Below are 23630 nucleotides of genomic sequence, written 5' to 3'. Positions count from 1 at the left end.
CCCGGCACCCGTCCGGCCGCGCCCGACCACGTCGGGTGGGCGGATTTTCCCGGGTTCGTCCCTGCGCCGCACGCCGGACGACTAGTGTGCGGCGCATCGGCGCGTCCGCCGCGCCGAACCCCCTGACGCGAAAGGCTCGACATGAGTGACCACCCGCCCGCGGGGCACACCGCCGCCCCCCTCACCGACGCGGAGACCCGTCAGTGGGCCGGACTGGCCCACCTCGGTGGGATCCTGTGGATCATCCCGGGCCTCATCATCTGGCTGGTCTTCCGGGCGCGCAGCGCGTTCGTGGACCAGGAGGGCAAGAAGGCCGTCAACTTCCAGATCACGCTGCTCCTCGCGTCGATCGTGCTGAGCGTCGTCCGCAGCGTCCTGCCGTTCGACGCGCTGTGGAACCTCGCCCAGTTCGCCCTCTGGGTCGTCTCGATCATCTTCTCGATCCAGGGCTACCTCGCCGTGCAGCGCGGCCAGGCCTACCGCTACCCCTTCTCGCTGGAGCTGATCAAGTGACCACGAACCCTGAGCACCCGCAGCAGCCGTCCGGCGCGGTCCCGCCGCCGCCCGCCGCGGGCTACGGCCAGCCCGGTGCCGTCCCGCCCCCGCCCGCCGCCGGCTACGGCGCACCGCAGGGCGGCTACCCGCCCGCCGGCTACGGTGCCCCGGGCGTCGGCGCGCCGCTGAACGACTCCGACCAGCGGCTGTGGGCGATCCTGTCGCACGTCGGCGGCATCCTCTTCTCGTTCGTCGCGCCGCTCGTCATCTGGCTCGTCTTCAAGGGCCGCGGCCCGTTCGTCGAGGACCAGTCCAAGGAGGCGCTGAACTTCCAGATCACGGTGCTCATCGCCTACATCGTCGGCGGCGTCCTGAGCGTCATCGGGATCGGCCTGCTGCTCGTGCTCGCCGCGTGGGTCGCGACGCTCGTGTTCGGCATCATGGGCGCGGTCGCGGCCAGCTCGAACCAGTACTACCGCTACCCGGTCACGCTGCGCCTCATCAAGTGAGCTGACGCCGGCACGACGACGCCCCCGCTGCGCCCCGCGCACCGGGGGCGTCGTCGTGTCCCGGTGGCCGCGGCTCGGGTGTGCGGCGTCGCCGCCGCAGCGGCGCCGTCAGTCCGTCAGCGTGCGCACCACGGCGTCCGCGAGCAGCCGCCCGCGCTGCGTGAGCAGCACCCGGCGCTCCCCGTCCGCGCCGAGCGCGGCCCGGCCGTCGACGAGCCCGTCCGCGACGAGCCCGGCGACCCGACCGCGCGCCGCCTCGGTCAGCGCGCCGAGCCCCAGCCCGTCGGCGAGCCGCACCCCGAGCATCACGCGCTCGAGCTGCGCCGCGTCGTCGGCGACGGTCTCCCGCCCCGCGGCCGGGCTCAGGCCGCGCGCGAGCCGGTCGGCGTACGCGCGCGGGTGCTTGACGTTCCACCACCGCACGCCGCCGACGTGGCTGTGCGCGCCGGGCCCGACACCCCACCAGTCGTCCCCGCGCCAGTACGCGAGGTTGTGCCGGCAGCGGTCGGCGTCCGTGCGGGCCCAGTTGCTGACCTCGTACCAGCCGAGCCCCGCGGCGGTGAGGAGCTCGTCGGCGAGCTCGTACTTGGCGGCCAGGTCGTCCTCGGTCGGCAGCGCGAGCTCGCCGCGGCGGACCTGCACGGCCATGCGCGTCCCGGTCTCGACGACCAGCGCGTAGGCGGAGACGTGGTCGACGCCCGTGGCCAGCACGGCGTCGAGGCTCGCGCGCCAGTCGCCCAGCGACTCCCCCGGCGTCCCGTAGATGAGGTCGAGGGACACGCGCAGGCCGGCGTCCTGGGCCCAGCGCACGACGTCGGGGATGCGCCGCGGGTCGTGGGTGCGCTCGAGCGTCGCGAGCACGTGCGGCACCGCGGACTGCATCCCGAACGACACGCGCGTGAACCCGGCGGCGGCGAGCTCGGCGAGCGACCCCGGCGTCACGGAGTCCGGGTTGGCCTCGGTCGTGACCTCGGCGTCCGGCGTCAGCCCCCACGCCGCGCGGATGCCGTCGAGCAGCCGGACGAGGTCCCGCGCGGGCAGCACCGTCGGCGTGCCGCCGCCCACGAACACGGTCGAGACGGGCCGCGCGGGCAGGGCCGCGTCGCGCAGGACCCGCGCCGCGAGCGTGATCTCGCCGAGCGCGGTCGACGCGTACGAGGCCTGGCTCGCACCGCCGCCGAGCTCGGTCGCGGTGTACGTGTTGAAGTCGCAGTAGCCGCACCGCACGGTGCAGAACGGCACGTGCAGGTACACCCCGAGCGCCCGGTCGTGGGCGCCGTCGCAGACCGACGCCGGCAGGGCGCCGTCGCCCGGCGCGGCGTCGCCGTCCGGCAGCGCCGGGCTCACTTCTTCTTCGCGTCCTTGTTCACGCTGCTGCCCGCGGCCTCCGAGGAGAGCGCGGCGATGAAGGCCTCCTGCGGCACGTCGACCCGGCCGATCGTCTTCATGCGCTTCTTGCCCTCCTTCTGCTTCTCGAGCAGCTTGCGCTTGCGCGTGATGTCGCCGCCGTAGCACTTCGCGAGGACGTCCTTGCGGATCGCGCGGATCGTCTCGCGGGCGATCACCCGCGCGCCGATCGCGGCCTGGATGGGCACCTCGAACTGCTGGCGCGGGATGAGGTCCTTGAGCTTGCCGACCATCATCACGCCGTACGCGTACGCCTTCTCCTTGTGCACGATCGCGCTGAACGCGTCGACCTGCTCGCCCTGCAGGAGGATGTCGACCTTCACCAGGTCGGCGGCCTGCTCGCCGCTGGGCTCGTAGTCGAGGCTCGCGTACCCGCGGGTCTTGGACTTGAGCTGGTCGAAGAAGTCGAACACGATCTCGGCGAGCGGGAGCGTGTAGCGCATCTCGACGCGCTCCTCGGACAGGTAGTCCATGCCGAGCAGGTCGCCGCGCCGGGTCTGGCACAACTCCATGACGGCCCCGATGAACTCGCTCGGGACCAGGATCGTGGCGCGCACGACCGGCTCGCGGACCTCCATGATCCGCCCGCCCGGGTACTCGCTCGGGTTCGTGACCGTGACGACGCTGCGGTCCTCGAGCGTGACGTCGTAGACGACGTTCGGCGCGGTCGAGATGAGGTCGAGGTCGAACTCGCGCTCGAGGCGCTCGCGCACGATCTCGAGGTGCAGGAGCCCGAGGAAGCCGACGCGGAACCCGAAGCCCAGCGCGACCGACGTCTCGGGCTCGTAGACCAGCGCGGCGTCGTTCAGCTTGAGCCGGTCGAGCGCGTCGCGCAGCACCGGGTAGTCGGTCCCGTCGAGCGGGTACAGACCCGAGAAGACCATGGGCTTCGGGTCGCGGTACCCGCCGAGGTCCTGCGACGCCGGCTTGCTCGCGTTCGTCACCGTGTCGCCGACGCGGGACTGGCGCACGTCCTTGACGCCCGTGATGAGGTAGCCGACCTCGCCCACCCCGAGGCCCTTCGTGACGACGGGCTCGGGCGAGATGACGCCGATCTCGAGCAGCTCGTGGGTCGCGCGCGTCGACATCATCGCGATCTTCTCGCGCGGGTTGAGGTTGCCGTCGACGACGCGGACGTACGTCACGACGCCGCGGTAGGTGTCGTAGACCGAGTCGAAGATCATCGCCCGCGCCGGGGCGTCCGCGTCGCCCGTCGGGGCCGGGATGAGCTCGACGATCCGGTCGAGCAGCGCCTCGACGCCCTGGCCCGTCTTGCCCGAGACGCGCAGGCAGTCCTCGGGGTCCCCGCCGATGAGCTTCGCGAGCTCCTCGGCGTACTTCTCGGGCTGCGCGGCCGGCAGGTCGATCTTGTTCAGCACCGGGATGACCTGGAGGTCGTTCTCCATCGCGAGGTACAGGTTCGCGAGGGTCTGCGCCTCGATGCCCTGCGCGGCGTCGACCAGCAGCACGGCCCCCTCGCACGCTGCGAGGGAGCGCGAGACCTCGTACGTGAAGTCGACGTGCCCGGGGGTGTCGATCATGTTGAGCGCGTACGGCTGCACCGCGCCCGAGGAGTCCGCGACGCCCCACGGCATCCGCACGGCCTGCGACTTGATCGTGATGCCGCGCTCGCGCTCGATGTCCATGCGGTCGAGGTACTGCGCGCGCATCGCCCGGGCGTCGACGACGCCGGTGGCCTGCAGCATGCGGTCCGCCAGCGTCGACTTCCCGTGGTCGATGTGCGCGATGATGCAGAAGTTGCGCAGGAGCTCGGGCGGCGTGGCCGCCGGCTGGATGCGCTGCATGCCCGCGGCGGCTGGGATCGGGGACAACTCGGGTTCGCTCCGGCTTCGACGGGGGGCTGGGTTCGGGCCCCGGTGCTCGACCGGGCCCGCCACCATGGTCCCATGACCGACGCGGACCTCGACCATCTGGCGCTCCTCGAGCTCGTGCAGCGCGAGCTCCACGCCACGATCGACCTCGTCGCCGCGGACGCGCCGGTGCCCTCGTGCGGCCCCTGGGTCGTCGCGGACCTCGTGGACCACCTCGCCGGGATCCACCACTGGGCCGCCGCGATGGCGCGCGGGGAGGACGAGGAGCCGCTCGAGCGCGGGCCGGTGCCGCTCGCCGAGCACTACGCGCGGTGCGCGCGCGAGGTGGCCGCGACCCTCGCCGCCCTCGGCCCCGACGCACCCGGCCGGACGCTCGACGGCCCCGGGCCTGCGTCGTTCTGGCGCCGGCGCCAGCTCCACGAGACGCTCGTGCACCTGTGGGACCTGCGCACCGCGGGCGGGCTCGGCGTCGAGGCCGCCCCCGAGGTGTGGGCCGACACCGTCGACGAGGTCGTCCACGTGATGCAGCCGCGGCAGGTCCGCCTGCGGCGGATGCCGGCGCTCGACGTCGCCGTCGACCTCACGGCGCTCGACGCGGGCCGCACCTGGCGGCTCGGACCCGGCGGCGTCCCGCCGCGCGTCGCCGTCGCCGGGTCGGCCGAGTCGCTCGCGCTGCTGCTCTGGGGCCGGCGCACCCCCGGCGGGCCGCTCCTCGAGGTCACCGGGGACGCCGCCGCGCTGGACGGGGTGCTGGGCCAGCCGCTCGTCCCCTGAGCCCGTCCCGGACAGGTGTCCGTCGGGCCGGGCCCCGCGCGTGCGTCATGATTCTCGGTGTGCCGCGCGCGACCAGGTCGCTGCGCGGCGCACGGGGGAAGGGGAGCACGACGTGCCGAACACGGCGCCAGCACCGGACGACGCTGCCGGGGACCACCACGCGAACGGATCTGCTCACGCGGCGCGTCCGCCTGCCGATGGGGAGGCGACCCTGTCTGGAGGCAGCATGCTCGGCACCAACCCACCGCGACCCGTGTCGCTCGGTGGCGTCCGCCTGCCCGACGCGATGGTCGACGCGCTCCAGGAAGGCGTCCTCATCTGCGACGCCCGCGGGGTCGTCGTCGACATCAACGAGGCCGCGGGCACGATCCTCACGCTCGACCGCGACCAGCTGCTCGGGCTCGACCTCGCGTCGCTCGTCTACGACGCGGTCGGACCCGACGGGGCGGCGCTCCCGAGGGACGACCTGCCGGTCGCGCTGGCCCGTCGCACGAACCAGCCGGCGTCGAGCACCATCAAGGTCAGACGCGGCTCCCCCCACCCGCTGTGGCTGCGCGCCACGGCGATCCCGTTCGTACCCGTCGAGGACGAGGTCTGGTGCATGGTCACGCTCACGGACGTCACCGGAGAGCAGCACGCGCAGGAGCGGCTGCGGCACAGCGAGGAGACCTTCCGGCTCACCTTCGAGGACGCCCCGATCGGCATGGCGATCGTGTCGCTCGACGGCCGCTACGTCGAGGTCAACCGGGCACTGACCGAGGGCCTGCAGCGCACCCGCGAGGAGCTCGTCGGGGCGTCGTTCGAGGACATCACCCACCCCGAGGACCTCGAGACGGACCTCGCGCACGGCGCCCGCCTGCTCGACGGCAGCCTCGACTCGTTCCAGGTCGACAAGCGCTACCTGACGCCCGGCGGCGACACGATGTGGGCCCGGCTCACGGTCTCGGTCGTGCGGGACTCCGACGGCTCGCCGGTGCACTTCGTCAACCAGATCGAGGACGTCACCGAGATGCGGCTCGCCCAGGAGCAGCTCGAGCGGCGCGCCCTGTACGACCACCTCACGGGGCTCGCGAACCGCAGCCTGCTGCTCGACCGGCTCGCGCACGCGCTGACCCAGCACGCACGCTCGGGGAACCTCGTCGCCGTCGCGTTCGCGGACCTCGACCACTTCAAGCGCCTCAACGACTCCCTCGGGCACGACGCGGGCGACCGCATGCTCAAGGCCGTCGCGGAGCGGATGACCGGCGCCGTGCGCCCGGGCGACACCGTGGCCCGCATCGGCGGCGACGAGTTCGTCGTGGTCCTCGAGGGCGTCGACTCCGCGGAGCACGCCGGCGCGCTCCTCGACGATCTGCTGGCCGCCGTCGAGCTGCCGCTGCACATCGACGGCCACGAGGTCGTGCCGCGCCTGAGCGCCGGGCTGACCGTCAACGACGGGACGGGGGTCGCGGAGGAGGTCCTGCGCGACGCCGACACGGCGCTGTACGTCGCCAAGGACGCCGGGCGCTCGCGCTGGGAGGTCTTCCACGACGTCTACCGGCGCGACGCGCTGCGCCGCCTCTCGGTCGAGACCGAGCTGCGGACCGCGATCGAGCGGGGGCAGTTCCTGCTGCACTACCAGCCGGTCGTCGAGCTCGACACCCGCCGGACCGTCGCGTACGAGGCCCTCGTACGGTGGATGCACCCCCGTCGCGGCCTGCTCCTGCCCGGCGAGTTCGTGCAGATCGCCGAGGAGTCGGACCTGATCAACGGGATCGGCGGGTGGGTGCTGCGGGAGGCCGTGGAGTTCCTCGCCCGCCACCCCGAGCTGCCCGGCAAGGTCTACATCAACGTCTCGCCCCGGCAGCTCGGTCGCGGCACGCCCGCGACCGACGACCGGGGGGCGGGGCTCGCGCCGCTCGTCGCGCAGGTGCTGCGCGAGAACGACGTCCCCGCGTCGCGGCTCGGCATCGAGATCACCGAGAACGGCGTGCTGCAGGCGACCGAGCAGACGCGCGAGGACCTCGAGCAGCTGGCCGCGCTCGGCGTGGAGCTGATGCTCGACGACTTCGGCACCGGCTTCTCGGCGCTCACGTCGGTGCTCTCGACGCCCGTGAGCGGCCTCAAGCTCGACCGCTCCTTCACGGTGCGGCTCGGCGACGGGGCTGCGTGCGACCGGATCAGCACCGCGATGGCCGCGCTCGTCGACTCGCTGTCGAGCCACGGCGTGGTCGAGGGCATCGAGACCGAGAAGCAGTGGGCGCTCGCCCTCGGCCACGGCTGGACGCACGGCCAGGGCTGGCTGTTCGGCCACGCGGTCGCCGAGAGCGCGATCTTCCCGGTGCTCGACACGGCGTTCTGACGGGGCGCGGTGCGGTCCGGCCCTCGCCGTGACCGCACCGCCCACCCGCGCCCGCGTCGGCGTCTTCCTCGGCCTCGGCGCTGTCAGGCCTCCTGCGTGATCCGCACCTGCACGTCGAGGTCGATCGTCCCGGCACCTGCGTAGATGCCCCGCAGCGGCGGGACGTCGTCGTACGAGCGACCGCGCGCGAGCACCACGTGCCGCTCGCCCGCGACCGTGCGGTTCGTCGGGTCGTAGGGGTGCCACTCGCCGGACCACCACTCGACCCACGCGTGCGACTCGCCGACGACCGTCTCGCCGATCGCGTCCGCGACGGGGTGCAGGTAGCCGGAGACGTACCGCGCCGGGATCCCGATGCTGCGCAGCGCCCCCGCCGCGAGGTGCGCCATGTCCTGGCACACGCCCGTGCGGGCCGCCCACGCCTCGCTCGCCGGCGTGTGCACCGCGGTCACGCCGGGCACGTACTCGAGCTCGTCCCGCAGCGCCGCGCACACCGCCACGGCGGCCTGCGACGGCTCGAGCCCCTCGGCGACACGCGCCGCGAGCTCGGCGACCTCGGGCGGCGCCTGCGTCGTCGCGGTGTCCGCGAGGAACTCCGCGAGGTGGTCGCGGAGCTCGGGGCTGCGCAGGTGGTCCCACGTCGTCTCCGAGCGCACGTCGCGCCGCGGCGCGATCTCGACGCGGTGCTCGGAGGTGATCACGAGCGACTCGTGCGGGGTGAGCACCTCGAACACCGTCACGTGCGCGCCCCAGTAGTCACGGTGCTCCGACACCCACGTGTGCGGCTGGACGTCGAGCCGCGTCTCGAGCACGGACTGCCCCGGCTGCGACAGCGGGGTCATGCGCGCCTCGTTGTACGACGCCGTGACCGGGCTCGCGTACCGGAACGACGTCGTGTGCACCACGTGCAGCCGGCTCACAGCGCCTCCCCCACCCAGTTCGTCACGTGCCCCGACGGGAAGTAGCGCGCGCGGATCGCGTCGCTCGCCGCCGAGCACGCGCGCTGCACCCGCTCCATCTCCTCGGGCAGCCCGTCGAGCACCTCCATGAGCGGGCGGTACTCGAGGCTCGCGCGCGCATGACCGAGGTGGCGCAGCGCGTCGTCGACGCTCGCGCGGCTCGTGACCGGCTCGAGCGCCGTCAGGCACGACTCGGCCTGCCCGAGCGCGAACACGAGCGAGCGCGGGAACAGCCGGTCGAGCAGCAGGAAGCCGGCGGCGCGCTCGTCGGACGCGATCCCGCGGTAGGTCCGCAGGTAGGCCTCGTGCGCGCCGCACGAGCGCAGCAGCGTCTGCCAGCTCGGCCCGGTCGCGCCCACGAGCGCACGGGTCGTCAGCAGGCGCGCGGTCATGTCGACCCGCTCGATCGAGCGCCCGAGCACCATGAACTGCCACGTCTCGTCGCGCGACGTGACCGAGTCCATGAGCCCCGCGACGACCGCCGCGCGCTCGCGCACCCACGTGAAGTAGTCGTGCGGCCGCGCGGGGCGCATGTGCGACGGGAGCTGGTTCCACGTCGTGTTGAGGCACTCCCACAGGTCCGTCGAGATGATCTCGCGGGCCCGCCGGGCGTTCTCCCGGGCGGCGACGAGCGACCCCGCGATCGCGCTGGGCGCCCGCCGGTCGTAGGCGAGGATGTCGAGCACGCTCTCCCGGCCGACCGCGACGCCCGCCGGCGGCGCGGGGCGGTCCATCACCGAGAGCAGCGAGCGGCACGCGAGGTCCTCCTCGGCCCACGGGTCCTCGAGCAGGCTCTGCACGTGCACGTCGAGCAGCCGGGCGGTGTCGTCCGCGCGCTCGATGTACCGGCCGATCCAGAACAGCGACTCCGCGATGCGGCTCAGCACGTGCCCACCCCGTCCTGCGCCTGTTGCTGCTGCATGACCTGCGCGCGCAGGTCGTGCGGGTTCGCGTCGATCGGCACCGACGACGGCACGGTCTGCGGCGCGGTGTCGCCGGCCGGCTGCGCGCGCCGCGGCAGCGCGCCGCCCAGCACCCACGTGTCCTTCGAGCCGCCGCCCTGCGAGCTGTTCACCACGAGCTGCCCCTCGGGGAGCGCGACGCGCGTGAGGCCGCCCGGCAGCACCCACACGGAGTCGCCGTCGTTGACCGCGAACGGGCGCAGGTCGACGTGCCGCGGCCGGAGCCGGTCCTCGATGAGCGTCGGGACGGTCGAGAGCTGCACGACCGGCTGCGCGATCCATCCGCGCGGGTCGGCCAGGAGCCGCTCGCGCAGCGCCGCGAGCTCGGCGCGCGACGCGCTCGGCCCGACCACGAGCCCCTTGCCGCCCGAGCCGTCGACGGGCTTCACGACGAGCTCGTCGAGACGGTCGAGCACCTCCTCGAGCGCCCCCGGGTCCTCGAGCCGCCAGGTGTCGACGTTGGCCAGCACGGGCTCCTCACCGAGGTAATAGCGGATGAGCTCCGGGACGTAGGTGTAGACGAGCTTGTCGTCGGCGACGCCGTTGCCGACCGCGTTGGCGATCGTGACGGTGCCGGCCCGCGCGCAGGTCATGAGCCCCGGGCTGCCGAGCAGCGAGTCGGACCGGAACGCGACCGGGTCGAGGTACTCGTCGTCGACGCGGCGGTAGATGACGTCGACGCGCCGGCGACCCTGCGTGGTGCGCATCCACACGCGCCCGCCCGCGCAGAACAGGTCGCGGCCCTCGACGAGCTCGACGCCCATGGACCGCGCGAGCAGCGAGTGCTCGAAGTACGCGCTGTTGTACACGCCCGGGGTCAGCACGACGACGGTCGGGTCGTCGACGCCGTGCGGGGCGGCGGCAGTGAGCGCGGCGAGCAGCCGCCGCGGGTAGTCCTGCACCGGGCGGATGCGCAGGGCCGCGAACAGCTCGGGGAAGGTCTGGGCCATCGCCCGGCGGTTCGAGAGCACGTAGCTCACGCCGCTGGGCACGCGCACGTTGTCCTCGAGGACCCGGAAGCCGCCGACCTCGTCGCGCACGAGGTCGATCCCGGAGACGTGCACCCGCACCCCGTTCGGCGGCTGGATGCCCCGGGCGGCGCGGTGGAAGTGCGTCGAGGAGACGACGAGGCCGCGCGGGACGACACCGTCGGCGACGGCCTTCTGCGGCCCGTAGACGTCCGCGAGGAACGCCTCGAGCGCACGCACGCGCTGCGCGACCCCCGGCGCCACGTGGTCCCACTCGGCCCCGGTCAGCACGCGCGGCGCGACGTCGAGCGGGAACGGCCGCTCCTCGCCCGCGAAGTCGAAGGTGACACCCTGCGCGAGGTACGAGCGGGCCAGGGTGTCGGCGCGTGCGCGCAGCTCGGTGGCGGAGAGCTGGGCCAGCGACGAGTGCACGTGCTCGTACGCGGGCCGCACCCCGCCCACGCCGTCGAGCATCTCGTCCCAGGCCGCTCCGGCCGGGTAGTCGTCGAACACGTCCGCCATGATCCGGACCCTAACGGCGCCGTGCGTCCGGCGCGTTACGGACGGCCCCGCGCCGCGCCGCGCCGGCGGGTAGGGTCCCCCCGTGCGCGGACGGACGTGGGTGCGGGTGCTCGACGCGGTGCTGCGCGCCGTGACCTCCGGCGGCAGAGCAGGGGCACGCGGTAGCGGGTCCGGCGGCGCAGGGGCACGCGGCAGCGGGTCCGGAGGCGCAGGGGCACGCGGCAGCGGGTCCGGAGGCGCAGGGGCACGCGGCAGCGGGTCCGGCGGCGCCGGGTCGACGACACGGGCCCCGGCTCGAGGGACGTCGGCCGCCCGGGGCGCCGGGACCGCCGAGCGTGGCGCGCGACCCGCAGCGCGCCCCCGGCCCGCCCGCACGCGCTCCGGGGCGCGTGGGGACTACGCCGGCATCGTGCGCCCCCAGTACTCCCCCGACCCCGACGGCAGCGCCGACCCGGGCGAGATCGTGTGGACCTGGGTCGCCTACGAGGACGACCCGTCGCAGGGCAAGGACCGCCCCGTGCTCCTCGTCGGACGCGACGGGCCGGACCTCCTCGGGCTCATGCTCACGAGCAAGGACCACTCGCGCGACGCGGCCGACGAGGCGCGCTGGGGCCGGGCGTGGCTCGACATCGGCGCCGGCGACTGGGACGCCCGGCGCCGCCCGAGCGAGGTGCGCCTCGACCGCGTCCTGCGGGTCGACCCGGACGCCGTGCGACGCGAGGGTGCCGTGATGGAGCGCGCACTGTTCGACCGGGTCACGGGCTCGCTCGCCGAGCACCACGGCTGGTAAGATAGTGAATCGCGTGTCCGCCCAGGTCGGCGGGCACTGGTCCAGTTCCTCTCCGCGGGTGTCCCCACGCCCCAGTCCCGGAACCAGACGGGCCCTCTACGACCTATCCGACGCTCAGGCGACACACCAGAAAGTCCACACGTGGCAAACATCAAGTCCCAGATCAAGCGCATCGGCACCAACGAGAAGGCGCGCCTGCGCAACAAGGCCGTCAAGTCGGAGCTCAAGACGCACGTGCGCCGCGTCCGCGAGGCCGTCGCCGGTGGCGACAAGGAGGCCGCCTCGGTCGCGCTGATCAGTGCGTCGAAGAAGCTCGACAAGGCCGCCTCGAAGGGTGTCATCCACCAGAACCAGGCAGCGAACAAGAAGTCCGCTCTCGCGAAGGCCGTCGGCTCGCTCTGACACCTCGCGCTCAGCGCACCGTACGACGAAGGCGCCGCCCGTCCAGGGCCGGCGCCTTCGTCGTACCCGGGACACTGCGGCAGCCACGTCGTCTCCGCGGGACACGGAGCTCGCCCTCCCGGGACGGGAGACGTCCGCGCCGTCCCGGGCCGTGCGCGTGGCCGCACCGTGCACGTGGGAGCATCGCCGCGCTCCTCGAGGCCGCAGCACCCGCGCCCGGACGCGACGAAGGCGTCACCCCCCCTGCGGGGCGACGCCTTCGTTCTCTTCCGACCCTGCGGCCCTCAGCCTGCTGCGGCGGTCCATGCCTCCCGCAGCGTCGCGGGAACCGTGGGTCGGAAACCTGCCTCGCGCAGCGCGCGGTCGAACGCGTGCGCGGCGCCGGCCACGTCCCCGTGACCGAGGAAGCGGTCGCCGAGCTCGCGCCACGCCGCTGCCGACTGCCGGGTCGCGGACATCATGCCGAGCATGTCCGCCGCCCAGCGGTACGCCCGCGCCGCGCCGGCGACGTCCTCCCGGGCGTGCAGCGCGTCACCGAGCGCGAGCTGGGCGACCGCGGTCTCGAGGCGCGGCTGGTCGCCGAGCCGACGCAGCGCCTCGCGGGCGCTCGCCTCGGCCACGTCGACGTCCCCGAGCACGAGGTGCGCGCGGGAGCGCTCGACGTCGACGCGCGACAGCTCGATCTCGGAGCCGATCGCGAGCAGGTCGGGCAGCGCGCGGTCGAGCTGGCGCAGCGCCTCGTGGGGCTCCGCGGGCTCGCTCCGCAGCAGCAGCCACGCGTAGTTGAGCCGCAGGCGCGGGAGGTCACGGCCGAGCTCGCCCTCGCCCAGCAGCGCGAGCGCACGCTCGGTGTACCGCTGCGCGAGGGGGTAGTCGCGGCGCTGCTCGGCGACCAGCGCGGCGTTCCAGTACACGCTGCCGCGTCCGCGCGGGCTGCCGAGCGCCTCTGCCTGGCGGACGAGCTCCGCGGCGCGGTGCGTCGCGTACAGGAGGTCACCACGCTCGACGTACGCCCACAGGACGGTCGACGCGAGGCGCAGGTGCTCGTCGGTGCCGGACATCCCGCCGGCCTCGAGCTCGCTCAGGATGCGCTCGCCGACCTCGACGGCGCGGTGCATGTCGCCGCCCTCGAGGTACGAGGCGACGAGTCCGGTCGCGATGGCCGCGGAGTCGAGGTTGTGCGACCGGGCACGGGCGTCGTCGAGCAGCGGCTCGAGGATCGCGACCGCGGACTCGAGGTCACCGAGGGCCTCGTGCGCACGTGCCAGCGTCATGAGCGCCTCGACGCGGACGGCGTTCGTCACGCTCGTCAGGTCGATCGCCGAGATGCGCGTGCGGGCGCCGGCCGGCTCGCCGGCGCTGAGGTCGAGCTTGGCGTAGTCGATCTCGAGCCGGGCGCGCGCCTCGTTCGGGCCGTCGTCGCCGTGCTTGAGGTACTCGACCGTCGACCCCAGCCGCTGCGCGAGCACGGTCAGCGCGGAGTCCGTGGGCTCGCGGCGCCCCGCCTCGATCAGCGAGATGTAGCTGGGCGAGAAGGAGTCGCCCGCCAGCCCGGTCTGGGAGAGCCCCGCAGCGAGCCGCGCCTGCCGGACGCGGTCAGCGATCGTCGTCATAGTCGGTCACTGTACCTGTGACGAGCCGGAATTACCGCCCCTGACAGCGGGCGAATTTCCGACCACGTGGTAGCGGACGATGGGGCGCCCGCTACCACGCCGGTCGCTGGCTCAGCCGGCGAGACGGCGTGAGCTGCTCAGTTCATGTTCATGCGGCAGCAGCCGGTGGCGCCGCCGGACATGAGGCTCACCTCGGACGCGTGCGCCGACGCCGCGGCGGAGAAGGACAGCACGGTGGCGAGGGCGAGAGCGGCAACGGCCTTGAGCGAAGACGACATGGGAAGGCTCCTGTCATAACGGATTGACTGCGTGTCACGTCTATCATGACCGATCGCGGACCCCGAGTCGCCCCTTTCACAGGGCTCTGGCACAGCTCCGCCCAATCGAGTGACCCGCCCGAATCGAGCGGCGCGAATTCCCCGACGTCGTTGCAGTTCAGCCGATCGGAGGAGTGTCATGCCGGGGATGCTTATGGTGTCATAGTCGTCATGACCGGAGACAAGGACGCACTGGCGGCACAGCTCGCCGCCGCGGTGGACGACGCGATCTCCGACAGCGCCCGCCACGACTGGGCCCAGCACCTCGCCCGGGAGCGCGTTCTCGTCGGGCGCCAGGGGATCTTCTCGCCGCGGCTGCGGCCCTTCGCCTACCAGCTCTCGTTCCGGCCGCCCGGCACCAGCGGCCAGGCGGCGCCGCACCACGCGACGTGGACCGAGCTGCAGCACGAGCGCGCCACGGCACACGTCCTGCGAGCGACCTTCGGCCGCGCCGACCTGGAGCAGGTCGCGCACGGGCGATGGATGTTCGTGCGCTTCCCGCGCGCCTACCTCGTGCAGGACCTGCCCGTGCCGGCGCGCCCCGACCGCCTCGTCATCGAGATCGCCGACAACGTCGAGGTCGACACCGAGGTCATCGCGGGAGTGCGGCGGCTGCGCGAGCGCGGGTTCCGCGTCGCCATCCCCGGCTTCGTGAGCCGGCCGGGGCAGCGCCGCCTCCTCCCCCACACCGACTTCGTCAAGATCGACGTGCGCGACCTCGACGTCGAGGGCCGCCCGGTGGTCGAGCTCGCCCGGTCGTACGGTGCGCTGCTCGTCGCCGAGTACATCGAGCACCCGTGGATGCTGCACCAGAGCCGCGACCTCGGGTTCGACCTGTTCCAGGGGAACCTGCTGGAGCCGTCGGCCACGCTGGACCGCTCCGCGGCCCGGCTGCTGCGCCCCGTCGGCTGACCCCCGCTCGAGCGCCGACCTCCGGCGCCGCCGGACCGGGCGCCGCGGTGCGACGACGGGCACAGGAGCGCCCGACGCGCGCTGCTGTCAGCGCGAACCTGCCGAGGCCACCCGGAGCACCGCCCGCTCGACCGCGAACTGAGGGTCCCGGCTCTCACCCTTGACCTCGGCGTCGGCCTGCGCGACCGCGCTGATCGCCACCGCGAGACCCTCGGGGGTCCAGCGCGCGAGGTCCCGCTGCGCACGCTCGACCTGCCACGGCGCCAGCCCCAGGTCGCGAACCGCCCCCGACCCCCGACCCCGCACCGCCGCGACCTTCGCGAGCGTGCGCAGCTTGGCCCCGAGTGCCGCGACGATCGGCACCGGGTCGACACCCGTCGCGAGCGCGTGCCGCAGGAGCGCGACGGCGTTCCCCGCGTCGCCCTCGATCGCCGCGTCGGCGACCCGGAACCCCGTCGCCTCGATGCGGCCGCCGTAGTACCGCTCGACAGCCGCCTCGCCGATCGTCCCCGTGGTGTCGGCGACGAGCTGGGCGCACGCCGCGGCCAGCTCACGCAGGTCGCTGCCGACGGCGTCGACCAGCGCCCGCACCGCCTTCGCGTCCGCCCGTCGCTTCGCCCTGCGCAGCTCCGCCGTGACGAACGCCGACTTCTCGGAGTCCTTCTTGAGCGCCTCGCACGCCACGACCGGCCAGCGCCCCGCCCGGACGGTGTCGAGGAGCTTCTTGCCGCGCTGGCCGCCGCCGTGCCGCAGCACGAGCACCACGTCCTCCTGCGGCGCGGCGACGTACGCGAGGGCGTCGGTGAGGAGCTCGTCGGTCGCACGCTCGACGGACTCGACGACGACGACGCGGTCCTCGGCGAACAGCGACGGGCTCGTCACGACGCCCAGGGAGCCCGTGCCGTAGTCGGCGGCGTCGAGGCGCGTCACCTCCACGCCGGCGTCCCGGTCGCGCGCGAGCCCGACGAGCCGCTCGACCGCCCGGTCCGCGAGCAGGCCCTCGGGGCCCGACACCAGGACGACCGGCGCCAGCTCGACCTCGTCCCAGCCGATGCCCGGTGCGGCGCCACGTCCGCCGGAGGTCGAGCGGGTGCTGGAGCGGGTCGGGGTCGGCACGCGCCCAGCCTGCCATGCCGGACCCACGTCCCGGCGCGGCGTGCGGCAAGGGCCGGCAGCGAGCTGGGGGCGGCCGGCGGCACCGAGGAGGGGCACGGGAGAGGCGCGACGCTGGGTGCGAGGGCGCGCGACGGCGGCGCGAGGTGCGGGACGTCGTGCGCGAGGTGAGCACACGCCTCGGGTGCGGTCAGGCGAGCGAGCGGCGACGGCGGCGCACGCGCTCCGCTGCCGTGCCGACCCCGTGGCCGGCGTCCCCCGGTGGGCGGCCGAGGAGCAGGGCGAGCCCGGCGGTGGTCCCGGCGACGAGCAGGACCACGCCGAGCGCACCCGGTGTCCACGCGACCTGAGCGCCGGGTAGCGACGCCGCGACGCGGGCCACGATCGCGATCCACCAGCACGCGAGGCCGGCGAGCTCCGCGAGGACCACGCCGGCGGCGTGCCACCACGGCGACACGAGCGCCGCAAGGAGGCCCAGCACGGTCGCGGGCGCCACCGCGGGCGCGACGAGCACGTTGGCCGGGACCGCGTAGAGCGCGACCGTCGGGCTCAGGAGCAGGACGACGGGCGCGCACACGCTCTGCGCGGCCACCGGGACCGCGAGCGCGTAGGCGACCGGTGCCCGCGCCGAGCCGGACCACCGGCGCGCGAGGGGTCCGGCGAGCAGGACGAGCCCGGACGTCGCGACCACGGACAGCACGAAGCCGAGCTCGCGCGCGAGCCACGGGTCCGCGACGAGGAGCACGACGACCGCCGCCGCGAGCGCAGGCACGGCCCGCGCAGGTCGGCCGAGGACGAGCGCCCCGAGCCCCACCGCGCCCATCGCCGCCGCGCGCAGCACGCTCGGCCCCGGGTGCACGAGCACCACGAACCCGAGCATCACCACACCGACCACCGCGGCACGTCCCCGGCGCGGAAGTCCGGCGGCGCCGGTCAGCACGAGCACCCCCGCCCCGACGATCGAGAAGTGGGCGCCCGAGACGGCGGTCACGTGGGTGAGCCCGGAGTCGCGCATCGCCTGGTCCAGGTCGTCCGGGAGCGCGGTCGTGTCACCGACGGCGATCCCCGGCACGAGCCCGCGCGCGTCCGCACCCAGCCCGGCGCTCACGTCGCGCAGCCCGGACCGCACGGCATCGACCGCGTGGAGCGTGACACCCGGGGGCTGGACGAGCGTGGCGGTCCCGCCTGCCTGGAGCAGCGCCGCCGCGCGACGCCCGGGCGTGCTGGGCACCACCCGACCGCGCACCTCCACCCGGGCACCGTACGAGACGCCGGGCCACGGGGAGCCGGTCAGGACGGTCACCGGCGCCGACGCCGCGCGGTGCTCGCCCCGGGTCTCGACGTCGTCGACGGCGATCGTCGCCCGGTACCGCGGTGGGGCGTCGGGTGGTCCGGACCGGACGCGAGCGGGCTCGGACGTGAGCGTCCCCGTGAGCGTCACGGTCGCGCCGGACGCTGCGAGTCCCGCCAGGTCGCCCACGTCCCGGGCGGCGAGCTGGCTCGCACCGGCGAGCAGCACGCCCGCGACGACACCGCACGTCAGCACCGCCTGCCCGGCGCCGCAGCGAGACCGGTGCGGCACGCCAGGGGCAGCGGTGGAGTCACGATGTGGCCGGGTCTGACGTCTAGCGACAGGGCCACGCTGCGGTCGGGTGCGACGTGCGGCAGCGCCAGGGCTGGGGTCGGGCGCCCTGGTGCGGTCGGGCGACCCGGTGCGGTCGGCCGACCCGGGGTCGGGCGACCCGGGTCGGTCGACCGACCCGGGGTCGGGTCGCGGATCCGGGCGACCGGCGACCTCGCGGCGCCCGGCCGGCCCGGACCGACCGGGCCGGACGGCGCGCCCAGCCAGCCCGGCCCGTCCAGCCCGCCCGGCCAGCTCGGCCCGCACGCCTCGCACGGCCCGTCGGGCGCGCAGGGCATGCACGGCGACGCCGAGCGGCACGGCGCCCGCCGCGATCCCGGCGGCGAGCACCCACGGCGCGGGCAGCACGACGAGGACCGCTGCCGCCGACCACGCCGCGAGCGCCGCCGGGACGAGCCGCAGGTCGAGCGGGACCCTCACGTCACACCCGCACCGAGGGTGCCAGGCGCTCGACGAGCGCGGGGCCGATGCCCTCGACCTCGGCGAGCTCCTCGAGCGTCCGGAACCGCCCGTGCTCCTCGCGCCACGCGACGATGCGTCCCGCGAGCACCGGGCCGATGCCCGGCAGCGCGTCGAGGGCGGCTGCGTCCGCGGAGTTGAGGTCGAGCGGTCCCCCGGGCGCCGCCGCGTCGGCGACCGCGCCGGGTGGCGCGGCAGGCGCCGGCTCCCCCACGGCGGAGACCGCGACCTGCTCGCCGTCGAGGAGGACCCGCGCGAGGTTGAGGGCGGCGAGGTCGGCGGAGGACGAGGGCCCACCGGCTGCCGTCAGGGCGTCCGACACCCGGGAACCCTCGGGCAGCTCGACGATCCCCGGCTGTGCCACCTGGCCCACCACGTGCACGACGACCCGGCCAGAGGCTGCGGCGGATCCGGCGGCTGCGGGCTCCGCGCCTGTCGGGGCGCCGGCTCCGGTGCCCGGATCGGCACCGACCGGGTCCGAGGTCGCGCCCGGCGCGCCGGTGACCTCGGGGAGCTCGACCGCAGGACCTGACCTCGGGACGAGCACGGAGGCCGCGCGTGCGACGACGACTCCCGCGACGAGGGCCACCGCGAGCGCCACGACGAGCCCGACGCGGGTCGGCACGGCCCAGCGCCGCACGGCCCGTCCCGAGGCGACCTCGTGCTCGCGCTCGAGCGGCGAGCCGTAGCGGCCCGCGTACTCGTCCCGAGCACGCGCGAGCCCTCCCGGCGCCATCCGGCGGACGACGTCCTCCACGTCGGTCACGGCGCCGTCGTCCCCGAACCGCTCGGCCGGAGCCCACATCACCGGCACGGGCCCCGACACGGACCCGGACACGGCCCCGGACGGGAGCTCGGGCTCCGACTCGGACGTGGGCTCGAAGATGGACGGGAGCTCGGGCTCCGACTCGGACCCGGACGTGGGCTCGGGCTTGGGCTCGGGCTCGGTCACGAGCGCACGATCGGACTCAGCCCAGGTCCCGGCCCGGGGATCGCGCACGCCCGTCGCTCCGCCCACGCGCGTCGCCCGACCGACGTCCGGGTCGGCCCGTCCGGGCCCCAGGTCGGGCGCGCCGCCCTGCCCGCTCGCGCGGCGCGAGCCGGGTTCGTCCACGTCGCGCAGCTCGGGCCACCGCGGTCGCACGGCGTCGAGCGCCGGGGGTGGGTCGTCGGATGCCACCCGTGCGACGCGCGGCACGGGCGACGTCGGCGTCCGGAGCTCGTCCGCGCGGCGGACCGTCCCGGGCGCCGAGACCGGCACCCGCGGCGGGGCACCCACCGTGCCGTCGGTCGGGCGCGCCGGGTCGCGACGACCCGGTTCGGCACCGGGTGCGCGCTGCGGCGTCCAGCGCCGTGGGTCCGCGAGATGCGGCGCCGGCGCCGGGCTCAGTGCCTCGAGCCGGCGTCGGGCGGTGTCGGAGGGGTCGGGGGCTCGGACCATGCCGCGACCGTAGGGACGGCCGGGTCGCCGGTCTCGCGCACCCGCGGCGCCCGGAGCGCCCCAGGTGCGGTCAGGCGGCTGGGGGTGCGTCGGCGTCGGCGACGACCAGCGCGAGCACCCCAGGCCCCGCGTGCGCGCCGAGCACGGCGCTGACCTCGCACACCTCGACGGTGCACACGCTCCCGGCGAGCCGCGACCGCAGCGACTCGGCCACCTCCGCGCCGAGCTCCGGCTGACCGAGGTGGTGGACGGCCACGCGCGCGTGCCCCCGGCGCTGCACGTCGGCGACGACGAGCGCCTCGAGGCGCTCCCGGGCGGCCCGTCGCGTCCGGACCTTCTCCGCGACCTCGATCCGGCCGGCGCGCATCGCGAGGATCGGTCGCAGCCCGAGCACGGTGCCGAGCGCGGCCGCTGTCGCGCTGAGCCGGCCCCCGCGGCGCAGGTGGTCGAGCGAGTCCACGAGGAACCAGGCGTGCGCGTCGGACGCGACCTGACGTGCGCGCTCCGCGACCACGGCACCGTTCGGCAGCGGTGCGGGTTCCTCGCCGACAGGTGCGGAGGGCCGGTCGCGCCGCCGCCCGAACGGAGCGTGCCAGGTGCGCGAGCCCGGGACCGTCGGGGTCGGCTCCCCCGCGTCCAGCGGCACCCCGCCGCGCGCGAGCCGCGCGGCCGAGAGGACCGCGAAGCCGAGCCCCATCGCGACCGAGCGCGAGTCGACGACGTGAACCGGGAGCGGCGCTGCGAGCGCGGCGAGCTGCGCGCCGCGCACGGTGCCCGAGAGGTCGCCCGAGAGGTGCACCGACACGATCTCGCGTGCTCCCCCGGCAGCCGCACGCGCGTACGCGTCGGCGAACGCGGCGGGCGACGGCTGCGAGGTCGTGACGCGCTGCCCCGCGGCGAGAGCCGCCGTGAGCGCGGCCGGGTCCAGGTCACGCCCCTCGTGCAGGCGCTCGCCGCCGAGGACGACCTCGAGCGGCACCACGACGACACCCCACCGCTCGAGCTCCTCTGCGGGCAGCGACGCCGTCGAGTCGGTCACGACGGCGACCGGCGACGGCACGGGCTCGGTACGGCCCGGGCCGCGCCGCGTGCGGTCCGGCACGGCGGTCAGGCCGGGACGACGTTGACCAGGCGCGGCGCCCGGACGATCACCGTGCGGACGTCCCGCCCGGCGAGCGCCCGCTGGACGCCCGGGTCGGCGAGCGCGATCTCGCGCAGCGCGTCCTCGGTGACGTCGGCGGGCACCTCGGCGCGGCCGCGCACCTTGCCCTGCACCTGGAGCACGCACGTGACGGTGTCCTCGACGAGGTGCTGCGCGTCGGCGACGGGGAACGGCGCGTGCGCGAGGGACTCGTCGTGGCCGAGACGCGACCACAGCTCCTCCGCGATGTGCGGCGCGATCGGCGCGGTCATGAGCACGAGCGGCTCGATCGCTGCGCGCGGCACGGCCGGCAGGCCCGTCAGGTGGTTGTTGAGCACGATGAGCTTGGCGATCGCGGTGTTGATCCGCATCGCCTCCATGTCGGCGCGCACGTCGGTGATCGTGCGGTGCAGCACGCGCAGCGTCTCGGTGGACAGCGGGTCCTCCGTGACGACGAGCGCACCGGTGGTCTCGTCGACCACGTTGCGCCACAGCCGCTGCAGGAAGCGCTGCGCGCCGACGACCGCCCGGGTCTCCCACGGGCGCGAGAGGTCCAGCGGACCCATCGACATCTCGTAGACCCGCAGGGTGTCGGCGCCGTACTCGGCGTACATCTCGTCGGGCGTGATCATGTTCTTCTTGGACTTGCCGATCTTGCCGTACTCGCGGTGGACCTCCTCGCCCTGCCACGAGAAGCCGCTCGGCACCGACTCGTCCTCGACGACCTCGGTCGCCTCGACGTAGGCGCCCCGCCCGTCGCGGTACGCGTACGCCTGGATGTAGCCCTGGTTGAACAGCTTGCGGAACGGCTCCCGGCTCGACACGTGGCCCAGGTCGTAGAGCACCTTGTGCCAGAACCGCGCGTACAGCAGGTGCAGGACGGCGTGCTCGACGCCGCCGACGTAGAGGTCGACGCCGCCGGCGCCGTGGGTGTCCGCCGGGTTGTGGCCCGGGCCCATCCAGTACTGCTCGAGCGCCGGGTCCACGACCTGCTCGGTGTGCGACGGGTCGAGGTAGTGCAGGTAGTACCAGCACGAGCCGGCCCAGTTGGGCATCGTGTTGGTGTCGCGCCGGTAGGTGCGCGGTCCGTCGCCCAGGTCGAGCGTGACGTTCACCCAGTCCTCGTTGCGGCCCAGCGGCGCCTCGGGCGAGGACTGGGCGTCCTGCGGGTCGAACGTGCGCGGCGCGTAGTCGGGCACCTCGGGCAGGTTCACGGGCAGCGACGCATCGGGCAGCGCGATGGGCAGGTCGTGCTCGTCGTAGACGATCGGGAACGGCTCGCCCCAGTACCGCTGGCGGCTGAACAGCCAGTCGCGCAGCCGGTACGTGATCGTGCTCTCGCCGAGCCCCTCGGCGACGAGCCAGTCGACGATGGTCCGCTTCGCGGTGGCGACGTCGAGACCGTCGAGCGAGACCGTGTCGTTCGACGAGCCGATGATCGCGCCGTCCCCGGTCCACGCGCCGCCCTCGAACCCTGCGGGGGGCTCGACGGTGCGCACGACCGGCAGGTCGAACGCCTGCGCGAAAGCGAAGTCCCGCTCGTCGCCGCCCGGGACGGCCATGATCGCGCCGGTGCCGTAGCCCATGAGCACGTAGTCGGCGGTGAAGACGGGGATGCTCGCGCCGTTGACCGGGTTCGCCGCGCGGATGCCGGTGAACACGCCGGTCTTGCGGCCGGCGTCGGCCTGGCGCTCGATCGCGCTCTTCGCGGCCGACTCGCGCCGGTACGCCGCGACGGCCTCGGCCGGCGACGCGTGGCCGCCGGTCCAGCCGTCCTTCGTCCCCTCGGGCCACTCGGCGGCGACGTCGTCGAGCAGCGGGTGCTCCGGCGAGACCACCATGAACGTCGCGCCGAACAGCGTGTCGGGGCGCGTCGTGAACACCTCGACCGACGTGCGCTCCGCACCGTCCGGGCCCGGCACCGGGAATCGCACGCGGGCACCCTCGGAGCGGCCGATCCAGTTGCGCTGCATCGAGGCGACCTTCTCGGGCCAGTCGATCAGCTCGAGGTCGTCGATGAGGCGGTCGGCGTACGCGGTGATCCGCATCTGCCACTGCCGCAGCGTGCGCTGGAACACGGGGAAGTCGCCGCGCTCCGAGCGGCCCTCGGACGTGACCTCCTCGTTGGCGAGCACCGTGCCGAGGCCCGGGCACCAGTTCACCGGGGTCTCCGACACGTACGCGAGCCGGTGCGCGTCGACGACACGACGGTGTGCGACCGCGTCCAGCTCGGCCCACGACGCGCCCGCGGGGACGCCCTCGATGCCACCCGGGACGGCGCGGGCACCGGACTCGATCGCCTCGACGAGCGTCGACACGGGGCGCGCGGCACCTCGCCCGCCGTCGGGCCGCACCGCGTCGGCGTCGTACCAGGACTCGAAGATCTGCAGGAAGATCCACTGCGTCCACCGGACGTAGCCCGGGTCGATCGTCGCGAACGTGCGGCGCGGGTCGTGGCCCGTCCCGAGACGGCGCAGCTGACGCGCCATGATCTCGATGTTCGCCTCGGTCGTCGTGCGCGGGTGCTGGCCCGTCTGCACCGCGTACTGCTCGGCGGGCAGGCCGAACGCGTCGTACCCGAGAGCGTGCAGCACGTTGTCGCCGAGCATGCGGCGGAACCGCGAGACGACGTCGGTGCCGATGTACCCGAGCGGGTGGCCGATGTGCAGACCCGCGCCCGAGGGGTACGGGAACATGTCCATCACGAAGAACGGGCGCCGCCCCGGCTCCGCGTGGCGGCCCTGCGCGTCGGTCAGCGGGCCCGTCGGGTTGGCCGCGTAGAACGTCCCGCGCCGCTCCCACTCGTCCTGCCAGCGGAGCTCGAGCTCGTCGGCCACCGCCGCGGTGTAGCGGAAGGGCACGTCGTTGGGCACGTCGTGCGGTACGGGAGCGTCGGGCGCGGGGTGCGAGGGAGCCTGCGAAGTCACCTGCACAGGCTACCGGCGGGCGGGAGGGGGAGGAGGGGAGGGAGATAGCCCGACCCAAACGTTGGCGGAATCGGGATTGGAAGGGCGCACCGCCCACCGCCCCC

The 23630-nt window shown here is 74.7% G+C and carries 19 protein-coding genes; 7 read left to right on the top strand and 12 right to left on the bottom strand.

The features are described 5' to 3' along the window. Window positions 1–141 precede the first annotated feature (141 nt). Both ACWFNE_RS07205 and ACWFNE_RS07200 read left to right on the top strand, forming a co-directional pair. Window positions 142–513 (top strand): DUF4870 domain-containing protein, encoded by a 372-nt coding sequence (locus ACWFNE_RS07205; protein WP_452121745.1) that lies wholly within the window; start codon window positions 142–144, stop codon window positions 511–513. Then, window positions 510–1004: a DUF4870 domain-containing protein gene (locus ACWFNE_RS07200; protein ID WP_452121744.1), complete on the top strand. Its 495-nt coding sequence runs from the start codon at window positions 510–512 to the stop codon at window positions 1002–1004. The genes ACWFNE_RS07205 and ACWFNE_RS07200 overlap by 4 nt, the downstream gene beginning before the upstream one ends. A 108-nt stretch (window positions 1005–1112) precedes the next feature. On the opposite strand, the gene hemW is transcribed toward ACWFNE_RS07200, so the two are convergent. Further along, window positions 1113–2351, bottom strand: a complete 1239-nt coding sequence (gene hemW / locus ACWFNE_RS07195; RefSeq protein WP_452121743.1) for a radical SAM family heme chaperone HemW — start codon at window positions 2349–2351, stop codon at window positions 1113–1115. After that, complete coding sequence (gene lepA, locus ACWFNE_RS07190) at window positions 2348–4216, bottom strand: translation elongation factor 4 (protein WP_452121984.1); 1869 nt, start codon at window positions 4214–4216, stop codon at window positions 2348–2350. Before lepA ends, hemW begins: the two co-directional genes overlap by 4 nt. Before the next feature lie 102 nt (window positions 4217–4318). On the opposite strand from lepA, the gene ACWFNE_RS07185 reads away from it, so the two are divergent. Further along, window positions 4319–5017: a maleylpyruvate isomerase family mycothiol-dependent enzyme gene (locus tag ACWFNE_RS07185; RefSeq protein ID WP_452121742.1), complete on the top strand. Its 699-nt coding sequence runs from the start codon at window positions 4319–4321 to the stop codon at window positions 5015–5017. A gap of 226 nt (window positions 5018–5243) precedes the next feature. Further along, entirely contained in the window at window positions 5244–7358 is a 2115-nt protein-coding gene (locus tag ACWFNE_RS07180; protein ID WP_452121741.1) for a putative bifunctional diguanylate cyclase/phosphodiesterase, read from the top strand. Window positions 7359–7441: 83 nt separating this feature from the next. Here ACWFNE_RS07180 and ACWFNE_RS07175 read toward each other — a convergent pair whose 3' ends face one another. Genes ACWFNE_RS07175 through ACWFNE_RS07165 form a run of 3 tightly spaced genes read right to left on the bottom strand, consistent with a single transcriptional unit; the run spans window position 7442 to window position 10769 of the window. Next, window positions 7442–8278, bottom strand: coding sequence for a transglutaminase family protein (locus ACWFNE_RS07175; protein WP_452121740.1), 837 nt, complete (start codon window positions 8276–8278; stop codon window positions 7442–7444). Next, window positions 8275–9204, bottom strand: a complete 930-nt coding sequence (locus tag ACWFNE_RS07170) for an alpha-E domain-containing protein (RefSeq protein WP_258723709.1) — start codon at window positions 9202–9204, stop codon at window positions 8275–8277. Before ACWFNE_RS07170 ends, ACWFNE_RS07175 begins: the two co-directional genes overlap by 4 nt. Further along, window positions 9198–10769 (bottom strand): circularly permuted type 2 ATP-grasp protein, encoded by a 1572-nt coding sequence (locus ACWFNE_RS07165; RefSeq protein WP_452121739.1) that lies wholly within the window; start codon window positions 10767–10769, stop codon window positions 9198–9200. The genes ACWFNE_RS07170 and ACWFNE_RS07165 overlap by 7 nt, the downstream gene beginning before the upstream one ends. A gap of 409 nt (window positions 10770–11178) precedes the next feature. Here ACWFNE_RS07165 and ACWFNE_RS07160 point away from each other — a divergent pair, with 409 nt between their 5' ends. Both ACWFNE_RS07160 and rpsT read left to right on the top strand, forming a co-directional pair. After that, window positions 11179–11559: a type II toxin-antitoxin system PemK/MazF family toxin gene (locus ACWFNE_RS07160; RefSeq protein ID WP_452121738.1), complete on the top strand. Its 381-nt coding sequence runs from the start codon at window positions 11179–11181 to the stop codon at window positions 11557–11559. Window positions 11560–11700: 141 nt separating this feature from the next. Continuing rightward, complete coding sequence (gene rpsT / locus ACWFNE_RS07155; protein ID WP_183294413.1) at window positions 11701–11961, top strand: 30S ribosomal protein S20; 261 nt, start codon at window positions 11701–11703, stop codon at window positions 11959–11961. Between the two features lie 284 nt (window positions 11962–12245). On the opposite strand, the gene ACWFNE_RS07150 is transcribed toward rpsT, so the two are convergent. Both ACWFNE_RS07150 and ACWFNE_RS07145 read right to left on the bottom strand, forming a co-directional pair. Continuing rightward, a complete protein-coding gene (locus ACWFNE_RS07150) occupies window positions 12246–13574 on the bottom strand; it encodes a helix-turn-helix domain-containing protein (protein ID WP_452121737.1) in 1329 nt (442 codons plus the stop codon). Between the two features lie 137 nt (window positions 13575–13711). Continuing rightward, on the bottom strand, window positions 13712–13852 hold the full coding sequence (locus tag ACWFNE_RS07145; protein ID WP_412871090.1) for a hypothetical protein: 141 nt from the start codon (window positions 13850–13852) through the stop codon (window positions 13712–13714). 210 nt (window positions 13853–14062) lie between these two features. On the opposite strand from ACWFNE_RS07145, the gene ACWFNE_RS07140 reads away from it, so the two are divergent. Beyond that, window positions 14063–14803, top strand: coding sequence for an EAL domain-containing protein (locus ACWFNE_RS07140; protein WP_452121736.1), 741 nt, complete (start codon window positions 14063–14065; stop codon window positions 14801–14803). 87 nt (window positions 14804–14890) lie between these two features. Here the strand turns inward: ACWFNE_RS07140 and holA are convergent, their stop codons facing one another. The 5 genes from holA to leuS all read right to left on the bottom strand — a co-directional run bounded on the left by holA (window position 14891) and on the right by leuS (window position 23526). Continuing rightward, window positions 14891–15919, bottom strand: coding sequence for a DNA polymerase III subunit delta (gene holA, locus ACWFNE_RS07135; RefSeq protein WP_452121735.1), 1029 nt, complete (start codon window positions 15917–15919; stop codon window positions 14891–14893). 187 nt (window positions 15920–16106) lie between these two features. Beyond that, window positions 16107–17498: a ComEC/Rec2 family competence protein gene (locus ACWFNE_RS07130; RefSeq protein ID WP_452121734.1), complete on the bottom strand. Its 1392-nt coding sequence runs from the start codon at window positions 17496–17498 to the stop codon at window positions 16107–16109. A 481-nt stretch (window positions 17499–17979) separates the two neighbouring features. Next, on the bottom strand, window positions 17980–18969 hold the full coding sequence (locus ACWFNE_RS07125) for a helix-hairpin-helix domain-containing protein (protein ID WP_452121733.1): 990 nt from the start codon (window positions 18967–18969) through the stop codon (window positions 17980–17982). 559 nt (window positions 18970–19528) lie between these two features. Then, entirely contained in the window at window positions 19529–20497 is a 969-nt protein-coding gene (locus tag ACWFNE_RS07120) for a DegV family protein (RefSeq protein WP_452121732.1), read from the bottom strand. 68 nt (window positions 20498–20565) lie between these two features. Further along, window positions 20566–23526, bottom strand: a complete 2961-nt coding sequence (leuS, locus tag ACWFNE_RS07115) for a leucine--tRNA ligase (RefSeq protein ID WP_452121731.1) — start codon at window positions 23524–23526, stop codon at window positions 20566–20568. Window positions 23527–23630 lie beyond the last annotated feature (104 nt).

This window comes from Cellulomonas sp. NPDC055163 (genome assembly GCF_053607065.1).
Note: the sequence above shows the minus strand (reverse complement) of the source record. Positions and strands in the feature narration are given on the sequence as shown.

Coding starts and splice junctions, on each gene's coding strand:
- lepA (WP_452121984.1), bottom strand. CDS start 4,216: ATGCAGCGCATCCAGCCGGCGGCCACGCCGCCCGAGCTCCTGCGCAAC.
- ACWFNE_RS07150 (WP_452121737.1), bottom strand. CDS start 13,574: ATGACGACGATCGCTGACCGCGTCCGGCAGGCGCGGCTCGCTGCGGGG.
- ACWFNE_RS07145 (WP_412871090.1), bottom strand. CDS start 13,852: ATGTCGTCTTCGCTCAAGGCCGTTGCCGCTCTCGCCCTCGCCACCGTG.
- ACWFNE_RS07205 (WP_452121745.1), top strand. CDS start 142: ATGAGTGACCACCCGCCCGCGGGGCACACCGCCGCCCCCCTCACCGAC.
- ACWFNE_RS07185 (WP_452121742.1), top strand. CDS start 4,319: ATGACCGACGCGGACCTCGACCATCTGGCGCTCCTCGAGCTCGTGCAG.
- ACWFNE_RS07180 (WP_452121741.1), top strand. CDS start 5,244: ATGCTCGGCACCAACCCACCGCGACCCGTGTCGCTCGGTGGCGTCCGC.
- ACWFNE_RS07165 (WP_452121739.1), bottom strand. CDS start 10,769: ATGGCGGACGTGTTCGACGACTACCCGGCCGGAGCGGCCTGGGACGAG.
- ACWFNE_RS07140 (WP_452121736.1), top strand. CDS start 14,063: ATGACCGGAGACAAGGACGCACTGGCGGCACAGCTCGCCGCCGCGGTG.